The 24,384-nt window shown below is 42.6% G+C and carries 16 protein-coding genes; 10 read left to right on the top strand and 6 right to left on the bottom strand.

Annotation, left to right across the window (positions count from 1 at the left end; translation table 11 throughout):
* Nucleotides 1–387 precede the first annotated feature (387 nt).
* The 10 genes from ACO05P_RS15830 to rfbB all read left to right on the top strand — a co-directional run bounded on the left by ACO05P_RS15830 (nucleotide 388) and on the right by rfbB (nucleotide 16,086).
* Nucleotides 388–4,821, top strand: coding sequence for a kelch repeat-containing protein (locus ACO05P_RS15830; RefSeq protein ID WP_421752359.1), 4,434 nt, complete (start codon nucleotides 388–390; stop codon nucleotides 4,819–4,821).
* 42 nt (nucleotides 4,822–4,863) lie between these two features.
* Nucleotides 4,864–5,757: a WG repeat-containing protein gene (locus ACO05P_RS15835; protein WP_421752361.1), complete on the top strand. Its 894-nt coding sequence runs from the start codon at nucleotides 4,864–4,866 to the stop codon at nucleotides 5,755–5,757.
* A 514-nt stretch (nucleotides 5,758–6,271) separates the two neighbouring features.
* Nucleotides 6,272–9,319 carry an ATP-binding protein gene (locus tag ACO05P_RS15840; RefSeq protein ID WP_421752363.1) on the top strand — a complete coding sequence of 1,016 codons (3,048 nt, stop codon included), beginning with the start codon at nucleotides 6,272–6,274 and terminating at the stop codon, nucleotides 9,317–9,319.
* A 286-nt stretch (nucleotides 9,320–9,605) separates the two neighbouring features.
* On the top strand, nucleotides 9,606–9,875 hold the full coding sequence (locus ACO05P_RS15845) for a hypothetical protein (RefSeq protein ID WP_421752365.1): 270 nt from the start codon (nucleotides 9,606–9,608) through the stop codon (nucleotides 9,873–9,875).
* Nucleotides 9,862–10,254 (top strand): hypothetical protein, encoded by a 393-nt coding sequence (locus ACO05P_RS15850; RefSeq protein ID WP_421752367.1) that lies wholly within the window; start codon nucleotides 9,862–9,864, stop codon nucleotides 10,252–10,254. Before ACO05P_RS15845 ends, ACO05P_RS15850 begins: the two co-directional genes overlap by 14 nt.
* 284 nt (nucleotides 10,255–10,538) lie before the next feature.
* Nucleotides 10,539–11,675 carry a DegT/DnrJ/EryC1/StrS family aminotransferase gene (locus ACO05P_RS15855; protein ID WP_421752369.1) on the top strand — a complete coding sequence of 379 codons (1,137 nt, stop codon included), beginning with the start codon at nucleotides 10,539–10,541 and terminating at the stop codon, nucleotides 11,673–11,675.
* A 2-nt stretch (nucleotides 11,676–11,677) separates the two neighbouring features.
* Complete coding sequence (locus tag ACO05P_RS15860; RefSeq protein ID WP_421752371.1) at nucleotides 11,678–12,997, top strand: UDP-glucose dehydrogenase family protein; 1,320 nt, start codon at nucleotides 11,678–11,680, stop codon at nucleotides 12,995–12,997.
* A 6-nt stretch (nucleotides 12,998–13,003) separates the two neighbouring features.
* Entirely contained in the window at nucleotides 13,004–13,996 is a 993-nt protein-coding gene (locus ACO05P_RS15865) for a UDP-glucuronic acid decarboxylase family protein (protein ID WP_421752373.1), read from the top strand.
* A gap of 2 nt (nucleotides 13,997–13,998) precedes the next feature.
* Nucleotides 13,999–15,021: a UDP-glucose 4-epimerase GalE gene (gene galE, locus ACO05P_RS15870; RefSeq protein WP_421752375.1), complete on the top strand. Its 1,023-nt coding sequence runs from the start codon at nucleotides 13,999–14,001 to the stop codon at nucleotides 15,019–15,021.
* A 9-nt stretch (nucleotides 15,022–15,030) separates the two neighbouring features.
* Entirely contained in the window at nucleotides 15,031–16,086 is a 1,056-nt protein-coding gene (gene rfbB / locus ACO05P_RS15875; RefSeq protein ID WP_421752377.1) for a dTDP-glucose 4,6-dehydratase, read from the top strand.
* A 4-nt stretch (nucleotides 16,087–16,090) separates the two neighbouring features.
* On the opposite strand, the gene ACO05P_RS15880 is transcribed toward rfbB, so the two are convergent.
* From ACO05P_RS15880 to ACO05P_RS15905, 6 genes are read right to left on the bottom strand one after another with little or no spacing between them, the layout of a single operon-like run.
* Entirely contained in the window at nucleotides 16,091–18,295 is a 2,205-nt protein-coding gene (locus tag ACO05P_RS15880; RefSeq protein ID WP_421752379.1) for an amino acid permease, read from the bottom strand.
* A 36-nt stretch (nucleotides 18,296–18,331) separates the two neighbouring features.
* Entirely contained in the window at nucleotides 18,332–19,600 is a 1,269-nt protein-coding gene (locus ACO05P_RS15885; RefSeq protein WP_421752381.1) for a M16 family metallopeptidase, read from the bottom strand.
* 14 nt (nucleotides 19,601–19,614) lie between these two features.
* Nucleotides 19,615–20,388 (bottom strand): LytR/AlgR family response regulator transcription factor, encoded by a 774-nt coding sequence (locus ACO05P_RS15890; protein WP_421752383.1) that lies wholly within the window; start codon nucleotides 20,386–20,388, stop codon nucleotides 19,615–19,617.
* Nucleotides 20,385–21,434, bottom strand: a complete 1,050-nt coding sequence (locus tag ACO05P_RS15895; RefSeq protein ID WP_421752385.1) for a sensor histidine kinase — start codon at nucleotides 21,432–21,434, stop codon at nucleotides 20,385–20,387. The genes ACO05P_RS15890 and ACO05P_RS15895 overlap by 4 nt, the downstream gene beginning before the upstream one ends.
* A gap of 9 nt (nucleotides 21,435–21,443) precedes the next feature.
* Complete coding sequence (locus ACO05P_RS15900; protein WP_421752387.1) at nucleotides 21,444–22,097, bottom strand: hypothetical protein; 654 nt, start codon at nucleotides 22,095–22,097, stop codon at nucleotides 21,444–21,446.
* Nucleotides 22,098–22,116: 19 nt separating this feature from the next.
* On the bottom strand, nucleotides 22,117–24,228 hold the full coding sequence (locus tag ACO05P_RS15905) for a TonB-dependent receptor (protein ID WP_421752389.1): 2,112 nt from the start codon (nucleotides 24,226–24,228) through the stop codon (nucleotides 22,117–22,119).
* Nucleotides 24,229–24,384 lie beyond the last annotated feature (156 nt).

A 24,384-nucleotide genomic window follows, 5' to 3' on the forward strand; every position in this document is an offset into this window, starting at 1 on the left:
GTAAAGGCAAGGCTGGGGTTAAGTAGTGCACATCGTGCAGATTCTGCATCGCAAATCTTTTAACGTTTGCCAGCTGTAAATCTTCTCTAAATCGAGCGGTATTTCTTAATGGAATAAATTCAATGAGAGCCAAAGCGCAATGGCCGAAGTCGATTTAAGCTAGAGGCTCTATTTATTTAGGGTTTACTTGTGGATATAGATTGACAAGTGTAGTTGCTTTTCTACAATTAATCTGCTAATGTTTTACTCATCAGTCGATTAGGCTGTAATTCATTTGTGATGGGAAAAAATGATTGGATTTAGGGCCTGATGGTGTTGATTTTCAGCAATCCAGATCAGGGGGTGACTTGGACAATCACAAAGAAACACATGCAAAACTCTTGATTTATGAACTTTAGAAGGATTATTCTACTCGTATTTATTTTGGGGCTCTATAAAGCTCAAGCTCAGCAATTGGCCAGTGCTTATGTTGGTGGGGATTTTACTGCCAATAAAAGTGGGGTTTTTTTTCAGAAGAATGTGGTGAATAGCCCACATCCGGAATCTTTGGCCGGACAAGCCATGTGGTCTCACAATGGCACTATTTATTTGTTTGGCGGTTCTTCGAAAGATCCGAGTAGCAATAACTTTACGGTAAGAGCCAATAACAGATTGTGGACTTATACAGCTGCCGCTGGTTGGACCTTAGTTTCGGGTTCGACCGGATTTGCCACTAATTATTCACCTTATGTGTCTGGAACATCCTCATTGGTCTATGGTCAAACTGGAGTGGCTGCATCTAAAAATTTGCCGGGAGCCCGCACAGGGGCAGCGACCGCTCAAAGCCCAAGCGGGCAATTGTTTATGTATGGTGGCTTTGGCTTGGGTTATAATAGTTCCGGTACTAAAATAACCGGCGCTCTGGAGGATTTGTGGATGTATAATGGAAGTCAATGGGTTTCATTGATGGATTCAGTTTCGGTGGCTCAAAGTGGGGTTTATGGTACCCTGGGTCAGGAAGGTCCAAGTTTTACTCCCGGTTCCAGAGCTAATGCCACCATGTGGTATCAAGATGGTTATTTGTATCTATTCGGAGGGGCCAGTGCAGTTGACAATGGTTGGATGGGACCAACACTTAGACCTACCCAAAACAAAAATGATTTGTGGCGCTATAATATTTCTACTGGTCAATGGTCTTGGATTTCGGGAAGTAGTGGGGTAAATCCTCCTGCAACCTCCAGTGGTTCTGTGTATACCTATCCTGAATCAAAATCAGGCGCTGCTCATGTGTTAGGAAGTGATGGCAATCATTATTTCTATGGAGGTTGGACTGTAACGAGTTCCAGTGTTGTTGCTCGATCTCAAACTTTCTGGAAGTTTGATGGGCTCAACTGGTCAGTACTTTCGGGTGATCCAAGTAATGTTTCCACTGCAAATGGCAGTTTAAGCGGAGGTTTAACAGGGGCGACTTTGGCTGAGGCGAATGGAAATTTTTATCTGATTGGTGGGATGATCAGCGTGAACATATTCCCATTTAGCTATTGGGCGAACTCAACTATTTATAAGTGGGATGGCTCAGCTTGGTCTTCTTATAAAACTTGTGCATCAACCTACAACAATATTAGCAGTACCGAATATTCCAGCACAGCCTGTTTGGGTTCTTTGGTGGGTGAAATTAAGTCGGTTAAGCTGAATGATGAGATCTACCTTTATGGTGGTTTAGGCTTGGCTAATGAGTTTTCCTCTTTATTATCCAAATTTGATGGTGAAGATTTCGCCTTTGTAAGTACAATGGGTAATACAGCCCGAAATTATCGGAATGGTAATGCCACCACTATTTCTGTCCCTGGGGGATTGTATTCTGCAGCATCGGCCTTTAATTCCGCTAGTGGTGAATTATTTATGTATGGCGGGGATAATCAAGAAGCCGGGCTTTTTTCAAATTTATGGAAGTACTCCGGTGGAGAATGGATTTGGTTAACGGGAGCCGGTGCTTCCAGTGCTACTTTACCGGTTCATGGTACCCAAGGTGTGTCGGCAACAGCAAATACTCCAGGTTCACGCATGGGGTCCGTAATGTGGTTTAATACAGCTGGCGATACCCTATGGCTGTTTGGCGGATATGGATATGATTCTAATGGAAGCTTAGGTCGTTTAAATGATCTCTTCTGTTACGTTAATGGGAAATGGGCCTGGATCAAAGGCTCTAAATTAGTGAATCAAACAGGTGTCTATGGTAGTCAGGGGGTAGGTTCTGCTACTAATAATCCTCCGGGATTAAGCGGGATGAAAGTTTGGGTGAATAGTGCTGGTAAGGCCTATATGTTTGGAGGTATTGCTCAGAATTCCGGGACTTTAGTGTCTCAAAATACCTTGTGGAAATTTACCGGAACCAACTGGGTTTGGATGAATGGAACCAATTCAAGTTTGCCTTGGTATAACATTTTTGGTGTTCCAGGTGATTATCAATCTTATTATACTCCTTCCGGTAGATCGAATTTCTGTATGGCAGGAGATGCTAATGGCTTTTTCATCTTTGGTGGTGAAGGCTATTTCAATACTACCGCTTTAGGGAATTCGAATCAGTTATGGCATTTTGATGCTAGCCTAAATCAATGGTCCTATATGAGTGGACAATTGCATTCTGTAACCAGTGCTCCAGCTCAAAGTTACGGGGCTGCAACCTTCAATAGTTCCTCAGTAAGCCCGGGCTATTTGAGGGGGGCGACAGCTTGGATGGTCGATGGTGTTTTTTACGTTTTTGGGGGCAGACAGCATCTGGGAGGGACCACTTATACTAATTCCAATAATCTTTGGGAATGGAATGGTTCGAATTGGGCTTGGCTAAAAGGTGCTCAGAATGCTTTTGGATATAATCAAAGTCCGATTTATGAGACTGCTAAGGAATTTGATTATGATAATTTGCCGGCACCACGATACAATGCTATTAGTTGGCAAGATGGCAATACTGCGTATCTGGCAACAGGATTGGGAACAGCAAATTTAACTGGCGATCAATCTCTGAATGATATCTGGGCCTTTAAAACTGGCAATATTTGGAATGGGGCCATATGGTCCAATGGCACACCCACTACACGATCCGAAAATGCCCAAATCCTTTCTGCAACTGCAGTAAACACCTCCTTTCAGGTTAAATCGGTTTTAATCGATGCCAATCATAGTTTAACTATGAATGAAAAGGATATCAGTATTGCAGGCGATTTGTTTAATTATGGGCCCTTAGTTAACCCCGGGAGGATACGTTTTAATCGAAGTGGTACTTCTGAGATTAAGGGAGGGCTTTTAGAAGTGGATAGTATTGTAATTGTGGAGTCACAAACTACCTTATCTACGAATAATAATCTCTGGTTAAAAGCTAGTGGTCCTGGCGTTTTTTCTGAATTGGTGAACCTTGGAACCGTCAATGGTAATGTAACCATGGATTATTATATTCAATTGGAGAATACCGCTCTTAATGGTCGTTACGTACATTTTGGGAATGTATTTAAAGACGCTACCATAGCAAATTTGATTTCCGCAGCGGATACGACGATACGATCTGGAAATGCAACTCCATCGTATAACACAGTGTGGTATGTAAATGCTTCTAATGCTTCTTGGGTAAGTCCGCCAACAACGGATCCTTTTGAGCCTGGTAGAGGATATGCGGTATACGCTGGGACCAATAGTTCTGGTCGCTTTCTTCTTAAGAGTGGTCAGGCTGGGGTGCTGACACTTAGCGGGCAAATGCCAATTACCAAAAATCCGACGCGATCCATTTATTATAATGATGGTCAAAGTGGCTCTATTAACTGGGTTGGAGGAACCTCTCAAGTTGCCACAGAAGGTTGGAACTTTTTGGCCAATCCCTTTACCCACAGTATTAAAATTAGTGATCTTCTAACTAATCTTTCTGGCAAGTCCATATACTTATGGAACGGCACAAGCTATTCTGCCTATAACACCTTTACTGACGTTTCCACCTCTGGTGGAACGCCCTATCTTGCTCCAGGTCAGGCCTTCTTTATTCAACTGGATCAGAATGATGTTTTGACCTATCCTAGTTTGACCTTTAATAAAGAGACCCTTTGGAATGCAGTAGGTGCGAACCGCGGCCGATATTTTAAAAATGCCAATACAGGGGCAGATGGAATTCGAGTAAAGCTTAGCACAAGAGATAGTATCCCATTAGAGGATGATGCTTGGGTTGGCTTTCATCAAGATGCAAGTCAGGCCTTTGATCGGAAGTTTGATGCCTGGGAGATAGGTCTGGCAGAACCCGGTGTATCGATACCCAGTTTAGAAGGGAACCTAAGTATAGCAACCTTTAATCCCGATTCTACCTATTATGTTGATTTGGAATTATTGGCCAGGCAGGGTGATACCCTAAATCTTGATTTCAATGTGGGGGAACTAAAGGCATTTGATCAGGTATATCTGGAAGATTTGAAATTTGACATCAGACAGGATCTAAGAATTAAGGCCTCATATTCATTTGTTCATGACAGTACCGAACTTAGGCGGTTCCGATTGAAGTTTGCGGGTCGATTAGGTCAAAGAGAAATTCAGGGTCTCGCTAAACAGAGCTCTAGCTATTTGTTCTATAATCAGGAAGGGAAGGTCTTTTTAAGCTATCAGGGCGTTTTAAGCTCGAATGCTCAAATGAAGCTTAGTATTTATGATTTAAGTGGACAGCTGGTACAAAAGCTTCAATGGGAAGATCTGCAGGAAAATATCCAAATTCTTCAAAATCAGAATCCAGGCCTTTATGTGGTGGCTCTTGAAGCCACTTCGGGAGCTCAGGAATTAAACGATAACTTGAAAGTATTTAAGCTCAAATAAATAGGACGGCTGCTAATTTTTAACGTGTAAAAATTGATTACTATGAAAAGGATACAATTGTTATTTGTTTTTATGTCGATTTCATTGTTGGTAAACGGACAAGATAAATACGATAAAGTTTCCAAATTTGGAGAATTCCACGATAAATGGACCTTAATTGAGGTAGGTGGGCTGTATGGGTTTATTGACAAAAATGGAGTTGAAATTGTAAAGCCTCAGTATGATAAAATCTCCAAATTTGGAGAATATCACGGTAAATGGGCCTTGGTTGAGGTAGGTGGACTGTATGGGTTTATTGACAAAAATGGAGTTGAAGTTGTAAAGCCTCAGTATGATGAAATCTCCAAATTTGGAGAATATCACGGTAAATGGGCCTTGGTTAAGGTAGGTGGTCTTTATGGATTTATTGGTCTAGACGGAGCCCAAGTTGTAAAGCCTCAGTATGATAAAATCTCCAAATTTGGAGAATATCACGGTAAATGGGCCTTAGTTAAGGTAGGTGGTCTTTATGGATTTATTGGTCTAGACGGAGCCCAAGTTGTAAAGCCTCAGTATGATAAAATCTCCAAATTTGGAGAATATCACGGTAAATGGGCCTTAGTTGAGGTAGGTGGGCTGTATGGGTTTATTGGTCAAGATGGAGCCCAAGTTGTAAAGCCTCAGTATGATAAAATATCACCGTTTGGAGAATATCATGGTAAATGGGCCTTAGTTGAGGTAGGTGGTCTTTATGGATTTATTGGTCAAGATGGAGCTGAAGTTGTAAAGCCTCAGTATGATAGAATTTTCAATTTTGGAGAATATCACGATAGATGGGCCTTAGTTGAGTTAAATGGGCTGTATGGATTTATTAACCAAGAAGGTGCTGAAGTTGTAAGGCCTCAATATGAGGAGTTTAGGATTAAAAAGGGACTTGAATTCATTAGAAAAGGTTAAAGAGAAGTGATAAATAAGTACAATAAAAGCTTAGTAGCCATGGTGGTTAGTAGTGCGCTGATATTCCAATTAATTTTCTTGACCTACGGTTTGATTATCGTAGCCCAAAAATCTCAATGGGCTTTTTAGCTAAAACAGTCCCCTTGCTTTCATATACTTAAGACTTAAAAAGGTTCCGATCATAATGGTCGGAACCTTTTTTGTTTCAAAGCCCTAAAGGCATTAGGGGGAATTTCGTATTTTCAAAAGGTGCATTGTCAAAGAAGGAATGTTATGTAGAACAATCATGACATTAAACATTATTCGTACTACTCTGTGCTTCTGAGAATTGTGTTTTTTTTGAGAGTTGAATTTCCACGGCTTAGAATTTGAAAAAGTAACTCTGAGTAGTTATGAAATACAGCTTAAGGTCCTTTTTAATTGAACGATAAGGTATTTGAAACAGAGTCATATTTATAGAGCGTCTTTAGCTTTCTTCCTTTTTCTGGTTGGAATTAATCTCCTTGCAGAAAATGTGAGACTAAAGGTTTTAGCCCCCTTGCCTATTCTCAATTATAATTTTGAATATATAGATAATACCTCTGGCTTAATGCAAAATGAGGTGACTGCCCTTCACATGAGCCCTGAGCATTTATTATGGATTGGAACTCAGCAGGGCTTATTCAGATATTCCGGTCGACAGTTTAAAGCCTTTCTCCCTCAAAATGACTCCTTAATGAATGGTGTGCGGATATTGGATTTTTACCGTACACGATCCAATCGGATATTAGCCTTAAACGAGTTTTTCCAATACTCCTTGCTTTCTGAGGATCAAAGAACTCTTACCAATCAGAATGAAGATGATAAGGGTTATTTGTTTTTCCGTCATGGCAGTGTTGGTGAAAGTGCTTTGGTCCGATGGCATGGCTTTCATCAATATATGGTTGATTCGAATCGATATTATTTCGATAATGATGGGGAGAATAGCGCGCTTTACTTTAATGAGGGTGAGAGCATGAAGGAGGTGCCTTATAAGTTGAGCTCTTTTAGCCGAGAGCATCTGATGGTATTCGGAGAGAGTATGTTTCTTTTGGAACAGGAAGGCTCTGTAATTCGAATAAAGGGAACTCAGGTTGATACCATCGGAGTGGTCCCCGACCTCGCCGCACCTAAAAATTGGTCGGAGAACCCACAATTGAGCCAGATGATGTGGAATGCCGCTGAAAATAAGGCATTTCTATATAGGAAAGGGGAGCTTTACCAGCTATTCGCATCTGGAGATGGTGGACTTCAGCTTCAGCTTATTGCTCGTTCGGTTCCTCAGCATGAGTATTCGGCTTGCATATATAGTGAGGAGGATGCCCGGATATTTTTAGGGACCCGAAAAAGGGGACTATTAGTTATGGCCCCGGTTTTTATTAGACAGATACTATCTGATAGTACTTGCGCTGCAGGAGTTCCCAATTATACTTTGGCTGCCATTGGGCAAGATTCCGTGATTTCATCAAATGGTTTGCTTTACCATGATTCCAAAGTGCTTTGTGGTTCACTGTTTCAACAGTATAGTGGCTTATTGGGTTTTAAGCCCTCCTTGAGGCATATCTATGCAGTAGAAGAGCCTTCTCGACCACTGCGAATCGACCTAAGAAATGGAGAAAGAAGGTATTTAAAAGTCGCGGTGGATTCAGTGAATGTACGAACCGGTCATATGATTCAGAAGGAAGGTGAGGTCTATATGTTTATTGAGTCTCTGGGATTGATGCAATTGGTAGGGGATAGCCTTATTTGCATCGCAGCAGTACCCACCGATAAGGGAGAGATTAATTATGCCGGGCAGTTATTCTTCTTAAATGATTCAACCGTTTGGATGCTCTATGGCTTTAAGGCCCAAATGGTCAATTTCAATTTGAAAAGCGGCAAAGCTGAGGTAGTCCGGATAGTGGAAAATGAAGAATTTAATGCGCGTTTTCTGTATCGATTAGGTTCCAAGGTAATCCTTACTACTTATGGCAGGGGTGTATATGTTTGGGAAAAGGGCCGCTGGTCTAAATTGAATTTGAAAGGAAATCTGGCCATGGAGGCTTGTCATGGTATTCGTCAAGTGGGAAATTGCCTGGTTTTCAGTACTAATCAGGGTTTGTATGCCATGCCTAAAGAATTGTTTGAGTCTTACCTAAATGATAGTGTTCCTTTTCTTGATCTTATTGCTTTCAGTGCTAAGGATGGCTTGAAGAATTTTGAATTCAACGGGGGAGGTACCTCCGAACCAATTATTCGAAATAAAAATGGTGAATTTGCCATTCCCAATCCGGATGGCATTACCTATTTAAATACTGATTTTAAGAGTTTGATGCCTAAGTACCATCCTGAATTAATCCTGGAGGAGGTGCGTTTGGATGGTCAGAATGTTTCCACGCTTGAGAATACGGTTTTGCCCCCATTGTTTTCTAGTTTAATGGTAAAGCTTCTGAATCCTTATTATGGCAAAGCACAAAATGCCCCTATTTACTATCGCGTTCCAGAACTAAATTCCGAATGGCGGCAAGTGGATTTCGAACGCGGATTACTTTTTGACCGATTCCCGAGTAATGGTGAGTATAGTCTTGAGATCTATATGCCTTTTATGCCAAAACAAGAGCGTGTATTTCGAATTTGGCATTTTGCGGTGGGGCCTAAATTTCATGAAACATTAGGGTTCTATATTATTATGGCCTTGGCGGCACTCTTTGTGGTCTTGGGTTTTTTTGAATTAGTTCAACGTCGAAACAGGGCTTATCAACAACGCCTAAAAGATGAAATAGAGAAACGCACCGATGAACTGGCTCGAAATAATGTGAGTCTGGTTAATACCATCGCCGATCTGCAGGAATCTAGGAATCAGCTAAATCGAGCGATTGGCTTGCGGGACCGAATGATCACCATCTTCTCCCATGATATCCGAGGTCCATTGCGTTTTATGGCTGATGTGGCATTCGATATCAAAGAAAAAACTAAGGCAAAAGGCATGGAAGGGCTGAGCAGAGATTTGGAGATTTTAAGTACTTCTACTCGAGGAGCCTATGAAACTGCCAATACCATTCTTGAATGGATTCGAAATCAGGATTTACAAGATTCGGAAAACCAATATCCTTTAGGGAAAGCCGTAGATCAGGTATTGGATCGCAAGGCCGCAGAATTAATGAAATACCGAATCCTGGTAGATTGGGATTTGAAACAAGATTTTTTAATTGCCAGCCGACCGCAAGCCTTGGAAATTGTGGTAGAGAATATACTGGAAAATGCTCTCAAGTATTGCAACCATAAAATTTGGATTCGGATTTTCGAGGAAGACCAAAGAGTTTGCTTGGAAATTACGGATGATGGCCCCGGGATTCAAGACCAAAAACGATTGAAAGCAATAAATAGTGGTGTGGCAGTTCGTAGTAAAAGTGGTCAAAGAGGGGTGACTGGTATGGGTGTCGGATTGCCAATGGTTCGGGAGATTATCAACCAGTTAAATGGTAACCTTCAGTTTCAAAATGCTTCAGGCCAGGGCCTTCAGGTTAAGGTTTGCCTACCCTTTTATGCAGAAATTAATGAGTAGTTCTGAGCTCATGATGCAGCGAGAGGAGATTTCCGGGTCCAATTCATTTTAGCTAACAGGCATTAGTTAAGAAGGTCTAATAATCGATTTATATCTCAGATCTAGGTCAGATTTCAGCCATATTTCAAATTCGGACTATTTGTAGAACTAAACCTACAGTTTCAAAGTAAAGTTCTACAGTTAATCGGCATGAAGTGTTACGAGCTTTAAAATGTTTGAGCCTTTATTTTGTTACAGTTATTAAGCAGTGGTGCTAAAGTGTTTAACTGAAGCTAATGTTTATTAATTGTTATCATTTATTCTAATGCTAATAAATGATAGGGAGTTTGAAAATGAAATTAAACAAAAGAAACACTTCGCTTATATGAAACTAAATCCAGGCCTTGTAGTAGCGATATTGATGTTGTTGTTTTTGGCAGATGTTTCTGCACAACCTAGTGGCGGAGGACCAGGTGCTCCAACTCCGTTTGGATTTATAGAGGTTCTTCTGGTAGGTGGAGCCGCCTTAGGAATTAGAAGTATTAAACAAAATCGCAAAAGTGATGATGCATTATAGGAGTTTCTCATTCGTTTTATTGGAATTTGTATTAAAGAGTATAGTCTTGCTTCTAATTGGGATGATTCTATTTCTTATTTGGGATTCATTTACTATAGATACAGTTTATTTCTATGTGCCATTGACCGTACTATTCTCTGTATTTATGTGGCAATTAGTTTATAAGTGGTACAATCCAATATTAGTGTATAAAGATGGTCATTTGGTGCATTCCAATGGTTTGTATTCCACTGTGATCGGTTCTAAGGTGAAGGTGCGCGTAAAAGGGAAATTTGGCTTTGGTGCTGTGGTTAGACTTTTTGGTGAAAAAGGCGCCGTTACGGTTTGGATGGGTTTTAATCGCTTAAACGAAGTTCGGGGTTTTAGCAATTTTACTTAATAAGTAACTCCAGAGGATCCAAAGGGTAATTGCAGCTCCACGGTAAGATTTAAAAGAAAAAATTAAAATTTTATATTCTCCATCTCCTCTCTCCAGGCTCGGTTTTGTACCGGGCCTTTTTTTGTTCCATCGACTTCATTTTTTAAGAAAATAATGGCTAGTCATTATGAGATGGAAATCCTAAGTCTATAATTTGTTTTATTGCCACTGTAATTGGGTCGCCTATTGCATAGTGGTCTTTATCTTTGTTACTTTAAACCCCATATCCGGATATAAAAAAATCCATGAAAAAAATTCAGATGGTTGACTTGGTCAGCCAATATCAAAAAATTCAGGATCAAGTAGATAAAGCCATCCTTGATGTTGTGCGCTCCTCTGCCTATATCAATGGACCCGAGGTTAAAGCTTTTCAAACTGAATTGGAAAGCTATTTAGATGTAAAGCATGTGATTCCTTGTGCAAATGGAACCGATGCCCTGCAAATTGCTATGATGGCCCTTGGCTTAAAGCCAGGAGATGAGGTGATTACGGCGACTTTTACTTATGTAGCTACCGCTGAGGTAATTGCACTTTTAGGTCTAACTCCGGTCTTAGTGGATGTTGATGAAGATACTTTTGGCTTAAATACCGATCAGGTACGCGAAGCCATTGGTCCTAAAACTAAGGCAATTGTTCCTGTACATTTATTTGGGCAATGTGCAGATTTGGAGACTATTATGCAAATTGCCAAAGAGCACAATCTTTATGTGGTTGAAGATACTGCGCAGGCCATTGGATCCAGCTATCATTTTGATAATGGAAGTAGTGCTAAAGCGGGTACTATAGGCGATATTGGAACGACCTCATTTTTTCCCAGTAAGAATTTAGGTTGCTTTGGAGATGGTGGAGCCATTTTTACCAATAATGATGAATTGGCTTCTAAAATTCGAATCATTGCAAATCACGGGCAAACCGTGCGGTATTACCACGATATGATTGGGGTAAACTCACGTTTGGATTCCATTCAGGCAGCAATTCTACGATGTAAACTTCCTCATTTGGATGAGTACATAAAGGCCAGGCAAGCAGCGGCTGATTATTACGATAAGGCTTTTGCGGATATCCCCGAATTAAAGACACCGGTGCGCGATTCAAAATCAGAGCATGTATTTCATCAGTACACCTTGCAACTGGCAGAAGGAATTGACCGCAATAAATTAGTGGAGTATCTCCAATCAAAAGACATACCGGCCATGATATATTATCCGGTAGCATTGCATATGCAAAAGGCTTATCAGGACGAACGTTATCAAAAAGATGATTTTCCGATAACCAACCGTTTGGTGAGTCGGGTATTTTCGCTGCCCATGCACACTGAACTAGAAAAAGATCAATTAGAACATATAACCTCCGAAGTACTTAACTTCATCAAGAACCATTAATCATGAAAATTGTAATAGTTGGAACAGGATACGTAGGTTTAGTTACAGGTACCTGTCTTTCCGAAGTAGGTATTGATGTAACCTGCGTTGATGTTGATGTAAAGAAAATCGAAAACCTTAAGCAAGGAATTCTTCCTATTTACGAACCTGGTTTGGATAAACTGGTACATCGCAACTATGAAAAAAATCGTCTTCAGTTTTCTACCAATTTAGGAGAAGCCATTAAAGGTGCTGATGCTGCCTTTATTGCTGTAGGAACCCCTCCCGGAGAAGACGGTAGCGCCGACCTTAAATATGTATTAACTGTAGCCCGTGAGATTGGTGAAAATATGAATGACTATGGTGTGATTATCACCAAGTCCACCGTGCCAGTTGGAACAGCCGCTAAGGTTAAGAAAGAAATTAAAGATGCTTTGGATCGTCGTGGTGTAAGTATCGATTATGATGTGGCATCAAACCCTGAGTTCCTAAAAGAAGGCGCTGCGGTAAATGACTTCATGAAACCCGATCGTATTGTGGTGGGGGTTGAATCGGAGCGTGCTCGCAAGGTTCTCGAAAAATTATATCATCCCTTTACCCTTAATGGTCACCCGGTAATCTTTATGGATATTCCATCAGCCGAAATGACCAAATACGCGGCAAATGCCATGTTGGCAACCAAGATTTCATTTATGAATGATGTGGCCAACCTTTGTGAAATCATGGGGGCTGATGTAAACTTAGTTCGCCGTGGTATCGGATCTGATCCACGTATTGGAAACAAGTTTATTTATCCTGGTATTGGATATGGCGGTAGCTGTTTCCCTAAAGATGTGAAGGCATTAGTGCGCACAGCTCGTGAGAATGGCTATGAAATGCGCATCTTACAGTCGGTAGAAGAGGTAAACGAAGACCAAAAATCAGTTCTTTTCCAAAAGGTATTGAAACGCTTCAATGGCGATCTTAAAGGCAAGCATTTCGCAGTTTGGGGTCTTTCCTTTAAGCCAAATACTGATGATATGCGTGAAGCCCCTTCCGTAGTAATTATCGAGAAATTACTGGCAGAAGGAGCAACGGTATCTGCTTACGATCCTGTAGCTATGGAAGAAGCTAAGCATGATTTGGGTGATCGTATCACTTATGCTGAAAACGAATATGAAGCCATTAAAGGGGCAGATGCCTTGTTAGTGGTAACCGAATGGAGTGAATTCAGAGTTCCTGACTTTGAAGAAATTAAAGACTCCTTGAATAGCCCCCTTATTTTTGATGGTCGAAACATCTTTGAAATCAGCCGCATGGCAGAGTTAGGTTTTGAGTACCATTGTATTGGGGTGAAATCCTAATTTTCTATGAAAAGAGTTCTAATTACGGGCGCAGCCGGTTTCTTGGGTTCCCATTTATGTGATCGTTTCATTGCTGAAGGCTTTCGAGTGGTGGGAATGGATAACCTGATTACGGGGGACCTTAAAAATATCGAGCATCTCTTTGCCAAAGAAGAATTTGAGTTTTATCATCATGATGTTTCCAAATTCATCCACGTTTCAGGAGAGCTTGATTACATCCTTCACTTTGCATCACCGGCCAGCCCCATTGATTACCTAAAAATTCCAATTCAAACCCTCAAAGTAGGCTCTTTAGGAATTCACAATTGCTTGGGCCTGGCAATGGCCAAAGGAGCGCGCTTGATCATTGCTTCCACTTCAGAAGTATATGGTGATCCGCAGGTGCATCCTCAAACAGAAGAATATTGGGGGCATGTTAACCCCGTTGGCCCTAGAGGGGTGTATGATGAAGCCAAGCGATTCCAGGAAGCGATGACCATGGCCTATCATACTTACCATGGATTAGAAACTCGCATCGTGCGCATCTTTAATACCTATGGTCCTAGAATGCGCTTGAATGATGGTCGGGTTTTACCGGCTTTCATTGGTCAGGCCTTAAGAGGTGAGGATTTAACTGTGTTTGGCGATGGATCGCAAACCCGTTCCTTTTGCTATGTTGATGATTTGGTTGAAGGTATTTACCGCTTATTAATGAGTGATTATGCCGGACCGGTGAATATTGGTAACCCTGATGAAATTACCATTGGCGAATTTGCCGAGGAAATCATCAAGCTTACGGGTACCGATCAAAAAGTAATCTACAAAGATTTACCAAAAGACGATCCCACACAGAGACGTCCCGATATTACAAAAGCCAAAGAACTCTTGGGCTGGGAGCCGAAGGTTAGTCGGTCTGAAGGATTAAAGATTACCTACGAATACTTCAAGTCTTTACCCACCGAAGAGCTCTATAAAAAGGAGCATAAGGACTTCAAAGATTACATTCGTCAAAAGCAATAGATATGGCTCAAATTCTGGTAACCGGCGGATTAGGTTTTATTGGCTCGCATACCGCAGTCGAATTAATCAAAGCCGGACATGAGCCGGTATTGCTTGACGATTTAAGTAATTCAACCGCATCGGTTCTTGATGGAATTGAAGAAATAACCGGTCATCGTCCCGTATTTGAAAGAGTCGATTTAAAGTCGAAATCTGAAGTGCGAGATTTTTTTGGTCGCTATAGTTCTTTGGATGGAATCATTCACTTTGCTGCTTTCAAAGCAGTGGGCGAATCGGTTCACAAACCCTTAGAATATTACGAGAATAATTTAGGCTCCTTGGTTTACCTGCTTCAGGAAATGCGCGACCTGCAGATTGATAATTTAATCTTTAGCAGTAGTTGCACAGTTTATGGCGAAGCAGATGAATTGCCAATCACAGAGGATAGCCCGGTGAAGGCCGCAATTTCCCCCTATGGAAATACCAAGCAAGTAGGAGAGGAGATCATACAGGATGCTATACAGGCCCACGGTTTTAATGCAATTTCATTGCGTTACTTCAACCCTATTGGCGCTCATCCCAGTGCTATGATTGGCGAATCACCCTTGGGAGTGCCCCTTAATTTGGTGCCCTATGTAACGCAGACCGCAGCAAAAGTTCGTGAACAATTGGCTGTTTTTGGTAGCGACTACGAAACCCGTGATGGTACCAATGAAAGGGATTATATCCATGTGGTGGATGTAGCAAAGGCCCATGTTGTAGCCTTAAATCGCTTATTGAATCGCCAAAACGAAGGACCTTATGAAGTATTTAACTTAGGTACCGGAACCGGTTCAACGGTATTAGAAGTGATTCAATCTTTTGAGCGTGTTTCCAATAGCAAATTGAATTATAAAATAGTGGAGCGCAGGCCTGGTGATGTAACCGCAGCTTATGCTGATACGACTAAGGCCAATACCGTTTTGGGCTGGACAGCCGAAAAAAGCTTAGACGATGCCATGGAAGATGCCTGGCGCTGGGAAAAGAAAATCAGAAACATAGATTAGAAAATAACCATGTCGAAGAAAATATTAATTACCGGAGGAGCAGGCTTTATAGGATCCCATGTGGTACGCCTTTTCGTAAACAAGTATCCGGACTATGAAATTTACAATCTTGATGTTCTCACTTATGCAGGGAACCTAGAAAACCTGAAGGATATTGAGAATGCCCCGAACTATCACTTTGTAAAGGCTGATATTGTGGATGCTGAGGCTATGAACAAGCTTTTCGCTGAGCATCGTTTCGAAGGGGTTTTACACTTGGCGGCAGAAAGTCATGTGGACCGCAGTATTACTGATCCACTAGCTTTTGTTCGCACCAATGTAATTGGCACAGTGAACTTACTTAATGCCTTCCGCGACACTTGGAAAGATAATTTCGAAGGCAAACGCTTTTACCATATCAGTACCGATGAGGTGTATGGAACTTTAGGAGCAGAAGGGCTTTTTGAGGAAACTACTTCCTACGATCCGAATTCACCTTATTCGGCTTCCAAAGCCAGTTCCGACCACTTTGTAAGAGCCTATGGTGAGACCTATGGAATGCCTTATGTAATTACCAATTGCTCAAACAATTATGGCCCGAATCAATTCCCTGAGAAACTGATTCCACTCTTTATTCATAATGTTCGCAATGAAAAGCCTTTGCCGGTTTATGGCGATGGAAAGTACACCCGCGATTGGTTGTATGTGATTGATCATGCTCGCGCCATTGATCTCGTTTACCACGAAGGTCGTAATAAGGAGACCTACAATATTGGTGGCTTTAATGAATGGCAAAATATTGACCTGATTAAGATTCTTTGCAAGCAGATGGATGAGAAATTAGGCCGTCCGGCAGGGACTTCTGAGGGCTTGATTAGCTATGTGAAGGATCGTCCTGGTCACGATCGTCGCTATGCCATTGATGCTACAAAAATCAATAAAGAATTAGGATGGGAGCCCTCGGTTACCTTCGAGCAAGGTTTGGGAGAAACCATCGATTGGTATTTGCAGAATGAAGACTGGTTAAACAGTGTTACTTCCGGTGATTACCAGAATTATTATAAAGACATGTACGCGGATCGTTAGACGATCAACTAAGTACTTCACCAAATTGCACCTCCTGAGACGCTAATACGAATAGTGTACTTGGGAGGTTTTTTGTTTTTTGGGAGAGTTGCTCGTAATAGGGACGGTATTCGAAGTCTTCTCGAGGAACCGCCATACCCAACATTATAAGGTCGGCGCCAGCCGAGTGCTGCTCTAGCACCTCATAAAAATCCTTTTCAGCTTCATAGATCACCTTTTCATTGTGATCTACCCGCATTTCCTTAAGTAAAGAGGATAGGTTATGACTGGCACCTTCGGCGGCCTTTTCACTGCGGGATAACATTTTAACATTAACCTCAGTCCCCTTCCAATTAATACTTCTTTGCAGTAGATGGGCCAGGACAATCATCAAACCGCCATTGGCTTTAAGACCTCCCCACCAAATATCAATTCTACTGTAATTTTGCTCGTGCAGTTGATCTGCGTTGCGTGCAATTAAGACGTTCTTTCGCGAGGCATAGCAATACTCAATTAATCCGCAGTACTCATCTAAGTTTTGAGGATTTTCGGAGGCTCCCATTAAAATGGTATTGGGGGTAATTTGCCCTAAGCCATAAGTGCTAATTAAGGATTGTGTACCTTCTAAAACTCTTTGTGCATAATATACCCTCACCAGACTATTGATTCCTCTTTGCAGCAAATAGTCCTTAATGTTCGATTCCATTTTTATTTGTCGGCCAATAGGTAAATCAGTTTTGGTAATGGCCGTAGCGACAGTCATTAAACTACGATTTTGACTAAGATCATGGCCCAATTCTACCAAATGCCATCTTTTTGTAGGTGCGCCGGATAAAACCAGTAAATGGGGGCGCCAGTTTTTAGGGTCTGCCGTTCGTCGGATGCGTAAAAGTGCGGATCGGCTGATAGCCATCCAAAGTCCTTGTCTTACATCGCCCCATGTGGTTTGTAACTCCCGCCTCTGCAGCCAAATAAAGAGCAGGATCATAAAGATGACGGCGATGGTTGTTGCAAAGGCATTGATTAAAAGCATAACCGCTAGACAGGCCAATGCACCCAATAATGAGAAAATCCAATGTACTTTAAAGGTGGGGCGAAAAGAGGGGCTTCCAAGTAGTTTCTCCAGAGTTGCAGAAATATTTAGGACACCATAGGTAGTCAGGAAAAACATAGTGAGGATGGGTGCAACCAGGTTTAAATTCCCAAAGTAAACGGCTAAAAGAGCCAGCCCTAATGTGAATAGGGTTCCGGCGCGAGGATTGTCATCTTCGCCCTTTCCTTTTCCCAGCCAGCTTAAGGATGCTGGCAATACCCGATCTCGAGCTAAAGCTTGTAAAACGCGTGGTGCACCTAGAATGCTACCGATCGCACTACTTAGGGTTGCACCCCAAACCCCTAATAATATCGCATCTCCCCAGAAGGAAATTTTCCGCATAATTAAGGGGTCATTGATCAGGCTAGCTGCCGATGCGCGTTGACTTAAAATTAGCGGTAAGCTCATGTAAATTAGGTAGCCCACCCCAATGGCCAAAAAGGTTCCTCGGGGGATGGAACGTTTAGCATCTTTGAGGTCTCCCGACATGTTAACCCCTGCCATAATTCCGGTAACAGCTGGGAAGAAAACCGCAAATACCTTCCAGAAGCTCGCTTGGCCTTCGCCATGCCAAAGACTTAAATCCGCTTCCTCAGTTGGGCTGCCAAAAATCAATGATAGTAAAGAAAGGGCGATGGCCGCCATAATGAAGAACTGGCTGCGGATGGCAATTTTTGCTGAAAACAGGGCCAGAGCACCAACGCCAATAGTGGTGAAGATGCCCACCCAGCGTGGGTCAAATTGTGGAAATACGCTAACCACACTTTCAGCAAAGCCTATGGTATATAAAGCAATGGAAAGTGCCTGGGCCAGAAAGAGGGGTATACCAACTGCACCGCCGGTCTCAATGCCTAAAGAGCGACTAATCATATAATAAGCTCCACCGATACGCACATGTTGATCGGTAGCGATCGAGGCTATGCTAAGTGCGGTAAAGAAAGTGATGCAGGTAGATAAGGTTACGATGAGTAAAGTGCCCATCAAGCCTACCTGACCCAATACCCAGCCAAAGCGCAGGTACATGATTACCCCTAAAATAGTGAGGATGCTGGGCGTAAATACTCCGGCAAAAGTGCCGAATCCTGATGGAGATTTAGAGCTGCCTGGGCCAGGAGCAAACTTTTCCGTTTGACTCATCCGCCAAAGAAAGGGAAATTATCCCGCTGCCGAAAGTTAAGGTTGGGTGTTCCGGAAGATTAAACGGCTGAATTTCTCGGGAACCAAAATATCATTGGCAACTTCCTGTAAAGTTTCAGCTTTCATGGCTTCTACATCTTGTACGATCTCCTCAAAACTTTCAATTTCATCGTGCAAGAGCAAGGATTTACCAAAGGAAAGCATCAATGCCCCATTGTTTTCCTGTGCCATGGCAAACTGACCTAAGATTTGCTTTTTCGCCTTGGAGAGTTGGAGTACTCCCAGTTTTTGATCGCGCAGCTTTTTCAGTTCCTTATCAATCAAATTCATGGCTCGATCGGCGGTACCGGGATCGGTGCCTAGATAAATCCCGAACAAGCCAGTATCCAAATAAGGGTGATAAAAAGACTCTAAATGATAGGTGAAGCCATAACGTTCACGAATATTTAAGTTGAGCCTTGAGTTCATTCCGGGGCCACCTAAAATATTGTTGAGTAAGGCTAGAGGACGCATGTGATCATGACGCGCAGCATAAGCGGGACTGCCCATAACTACGTGAGTTTGGTAGCCACTGCGGCTTTGCTCTTCCCGAATGGGTTGAGTAGGCGCTGGCATGATTAATTCTCTTTTCTCTCCCGCCTGGAAGTGAATGTTATCCACTTGCTTTTCAAGGAGATTTCGCAGGCGAGCGGCACTTATTTTCCCCACCGAACTAAATACCATGCGATCGGCAGAATAATTGCGATTCAGGAATTTATGGATGTCCTCAGTGCCAAATCCTTTCACACTCTCGAGGGTGCCCAGGATATTGCGACCTAAGCTGTGATTGGGAAATACCAATTCCTCGAAATCGTCGAAAATACTGTCGGAAGGACTGTCTTTATAGGAATTGATTTCATCAATAATCACTTCTTTTTCCTTCTCACATTCTTTAGGAGGAAAGGTGCTACGAAAAGCAATGTCGCAGATCAAATCTACTGCTCGAGCATAGTCACCACTTAAAAAGCTAGTGTGAATTACGGTTTCTTCCTTGCTGGTAAAAGCATTTAATTCCCCGCCCACATCTTCCATGCGACTGAGGATGTGATAGGCTTTTCGCTTTTGGGTTCCTTTGAACAAGCAGTGCTCAATAAAGTGGGCTAAACCCTGCTCATCTTCCAGTTCATCGCGCGAACCAGCGGCAATCAATAAACCCAAATGGGCCACCGGACGATTGATTTCGCGGTGTACTACTCGGATGCCATTACTTAAGGTGAAGATGTCCAATTGCATAGCGCTTTTTAAAGGGCCTGCAAAGCTAAGCATTGGAAGCGAGTTGGCTAGCTGTCTAACCAATGCTTGAATTCGGCGGTGCGATCGCGACTCACCAGGATGTCATCATCATCACAATGCTGTAAATGAAGCTTTATGCGACTACCAGAATAGCTGTGCATCTCACGAATAGCCTCAAAACGGATAAGGTATTTGCGGTTGATTCGGAAAAAGTCCCGGGAGGGTACTGATGCCTCTAATTGATCCAAGCTGTACTCAATGGGGTAGGATCGTCCTTCTTGATCTTGAAGAAAACTGGCTTTTTCGGCCGAATAGAAAAACTGTACTTCGCGGGTTTCCCGGCTAATGATGCGATCCCCCAATTTGATCATAAAGCGTTCTTTATAGCTTTTAGCTTCCTCTATAGGTTTTTGAAGCGCCTTTAATAGCTCTGCCGCCGACAATTCGGGAGTCTGACTTTGGGCATGAAGTTTTTTGAACTTTTGTAAAGCTCGATCTAAGTCATTCGGTTCGATTGGCTTGAGTAGATAGTCTATACTGTTGAGTTTAAAAGCTTCCAATGCGTATTGATCATAGGCTGTACAAAAGATGATTGGAGCAGATGGCTCAACGGATTCAAAAATTTCGAAGCTGGGTCCATCGGCGAGATGGATGTCCATCAGAATGAGGTCGTAATCCTGGTTTTTCGTTAAATGATCTACTGATTGAGCGATACTTTCCAAGGGGCCATGAATATTGCCCTCAAATTCCTCGCTGCGCTGCAAAAGTCTTTCTAATTGACGAGCGGCTGGTTTTTCATCTTCAATAATCAAGATTTTCATGCCTTAGATAATAAAGGGATTTTCACACTAAAGTGACTGTCATTATTGCTGATCTGAGGAAGCTCAGCTTTCAAAAGCTCATAGCGTCTTTTTAAATTAGATAGCCCAATGCCTAAATGCTCGGATTGAGCTGTTCTCTTTTGAATGTTGTTGCGGATCATTAAGCTATTCCCTTCTTGAATGATTTCAATTTTAAGCGGTTCTGTGCTGCTGCAACGATTATGTTTAAGGGCATTTTCTAAAAGCAATTGCAAGGCCAGGGGAGGGATGTGAAAATCGGAATTGGGAAAAAGCTTTTCGCTGTATTGCAAAGCATTAGTGCCAAAGCGTTCTTGTTGTAACTGGATGTAATCGCGAATAAATTGTAATTCGAGTTCAAATTCAACTGTATCCTCATCTTGTACCTCCAATACGTAGCGATAAAAGCGACTTAATTGGCGGATATAAGCGGCAGATCGATCGGCATCCTCATAAACCATATTGGTAAGGATGTTAAGCGAATTAAATAGAAAATGCGGATTAAGCTGATCTCTTAATATCCGTACTTCACTGCGGTATTTTTCGGTTTGCAGTTTTTCGGCTCGCACTGCCTCGGCCTTGGCCCGACTTAAAAACCCACGGCTGATGAAAAATGCTGAAACGACATAACCTACATAGAGGGGGATAAGGGCATTGTTCAACATAATCTTCCAGGGGAAATTGCTGTAGTCAATCATACCGAAGAGTGTGAAGAACAATACATTCATTAAAAAGGATGCGCTAAAAGCAAAGAGGCTAATGCCGATGATTTCGAGAATCAAGCGCTTGCCCGGATGCTCCAACCAGGAGAAGCGTCGATCCAGTAAATGCTCGTTAAGTCCTACCGAGAGGCTAATGCCCAAAGACATCATAAAGGAATAGAGCATGTCATCCCAAATTTTACTCAGGCCCTGCAAGGTCCAATAGCTTTCGAAGCTGTAAAAAGCGGGGACAATTAAACCCAGTAGGGCGCTGATGCCTATCCATTTAAGGATTTCTTTTCTCGAATAGGGAGAGCTGCTTTCCATGGCTTGAAATTAACTTTTTCCTTGACAAGACTTGGACATAGAAAGGGCTTGATTTTCCCCCCAGGCAGGCTCCAGACCATTGCCTTTTTCTTGATTTTTATAGATCGCTAAAGCCTTTTGCATGTAGGCACAAGCATCGTCGGTAGAACGACCAAAAAACTGGGCACTACCGTATTTCCAACGACCGAGCATTAAATTGGCTCTAGGGTTTTCTGGATCCATGGCTAATCCTTTTTCAAATAGCCCACTAACCTTAGCGGATAAGGTCATGCCTCTTAAGCCGGGACTCACACTTACTTTGGCCATATAAGCATAACCACGTAAGATTACAGTTTCGGAGTTTTCACCTACTATTTCTTCGGCGCGATCAATATAATCGAGGGCTTTATCTATATGCTCATCACGGGCATCGTCTTCAAGACCTCGCACGAAACTCATATAGATATGGGTAAGTCCGGCGTAGTATAAGGGAAGCCATTCCGAGCTGGCAGTAGCAGATATACGATCGAAGCGATTGGCAATTTCTTGATAGTCGGCCAGGGTTTTAACACTATCGTAAAGGGCAATACTTTCTTGCATATATTTTTGATAGGCTTCGGCATCTTGTGCAGTGGCTTTAAAACTGAAGATAGCAATGAAACAAAGGGCAAATAATTTTTTCATGATTCTGAATTTTTAGGAATTATAAATTGTTGAGTTGATTCGCATTTTTATCGGTAGACAGGGTATAGAATATGCCTAGAAAGATGAAGCGGGTGGCCGATTGTGGAATGGCCATACTGCTGTACTGTCCGTCATTTCCGGGACTGGAGCTGTATTGATAATTGAAGATATTTTCCCGTCCCAATAGATTGGTAATCTCAAAATGAATTATCAGGTTGGGACGAGGTAAATAGCTCCAGCTGAGGTTTAAGCTGTGGAAGGCTTTGGTGCGGGATTCCATTTCGCCGGCCAGATTGGGATTGTCATAGCTGTAGCCATCATTGATGCTAAAGCTGGTTCCTACTTGTGACTGAAGGCTGTTGAGCCAGTACTTGGCCACAATGGAGGCATTATGGCGCGGAGCAAAGCGTGGCTGCACCTGGCTTTCGAAAGCTTGCCAATGTCTTTTGCTATCCACAAAGGAGTAAGTGATCCAATAATCCAAATTGCGGATGCTGCTGCGATCCCGGAGGAATAAATCAAAACCTCGGGCATAGCCTTCTCCATTGGTGTTGTAGCCTGCATTGCTACGAAGCAGTTCATGGTAATTTTTCTGAAAAGCCTCAAGTCTGAAGGTCAACTTAGGAGTGCTGTACATATAGTTTAGAACCAAATGTTGGGCTTTGGCAGCGCGCAGATCTACATCCTGGATGCGGATATTGGGAGCTTGCTCTTGCACATAATCGCCGTAGGCCAGGGAAAATTGTGATTTCAAACTGAGGCGATAGGCTAGGGAGGCCCGAGGCATCAGGTAGGAGCTGTTTTGGTTGATGGATGAACGAAGACCCAATTTGATTAAGAAGTCGCTACTAAAATGGTAGTCGCATTCCGCGAAAGCGGCCCCTAAAAGATCATCCTGCTGGCGAGCACCGATTTGGATTTCTTCGCGATAAAGCTGGTCGAAGAATTCTAGACCACTTTTTATGCTGATGCGGGCGGCAGGGAAGTATTGGTAGCGAATTTTAGCATGTACTAATTGCCCTTTCTGTTGGATGGATAGACTATCCAATTGGATATCATCGAGGTTGCCAGTGAAGCTTAGACCACCATCGAGCAAATGTTTCTTACCGATGTTCTGACGGTAATTAAGATTGAAGTGATGGAAATTGTTTTTCAGCTGGGCAGCTTGCAAGACATTGGTATCTGGCTGACCGCGTAGTATTCCCAGATTAGAGTTTTGGAAGGAATAGAAGGCTTTAAACATGCCATGCTTCCCTGCTTTTTGGCGAAAGAGAATTTCGGAGCAAATTCCTTGAGGGGCCTTGGTGAATTCTAAATTTTGGGGTACCAGCGCCATATAGGGACTAAGGTTAGTATAGTTGAGGTTGGCGGTAAGGGATTGACGATTCCATACTTCGGTATGACTAAGAGAGCCCCCAACAGTAGAAATGCCCAAATCGGTTTGACGACGTAAGGGGAAGTCGAGGCTATTCATGGAAAGTACCGAGGAAAGAGCCTGTCCATATTCTGCCGAATAAGCTCCGGTGCTAAAAAAGCTGCCCTTAAATATTTGAGCACTAAAGCGACCACGGGTAGGAATGCCATTAAGACTGCTGCCATAGGCATTTCCCAAGCGAAGGCCGTCAATGAAAATAGCCGTTTCATCGGCGGCGCCGCCACGAACGAATAATCGTCCGTCATTAGCATTATTAGCGGTACCAGGCAAGGTGTTTAAGGCGCCGATTATATTCCCCAAAGCGCCAGAGGTGGTAACAATGTCTAGTGGACGTAATACAACCGCTTGCTTTTTATCACTCACCTCAATATTGCCGGCATTTACCGTTACCGCTGCTAGTTTATTAAAGGCTTCTTTGAGTTGAATTTTTTGTTTTTGGGCAAAGTCGAGGTTTTGAAGGGCCAGTTCTACGCTTTCAAAGCCCATCATACTGAATACCAGAATGCCTTCTGGTTTTAAACCGTCTAATTTGAAATAGCCATCCGCATCGGAGGTGGTGCCTATGAAGCTGCCTTTGAGGTAGATATTTACTCCGGCCAAAGCTTCACCTTGGGGGTCTGTTACCCAACCTTCGAGCTTGTTTTGGGCGCTAAGGCTGGTGCTTAAAAGAGTTACTAAAAGAAGAAGACGATACATGATTCCTTGATTTGCCAGCTAAACTAGGGTGGCTGGCTGGCCAAGGAAATTGAATCTGGATGAGTCGTAGTTGGGGAGGATGAACCGTAAAATCTTCTGGATAAACCGGAGGGCATTCTTTGGTAAACAAAAAAGCCGCTCCCATTGGAAGCGGCT

This window comes from Croceimicrobium sp., from assembly GCF_965228705.1.
Classification (GTDB): domain Bacteria; phylum Bacteroidota; class Bacteroidia; order Flavobacteriales; family Schleiferiaceae; genus Croceimicrobium.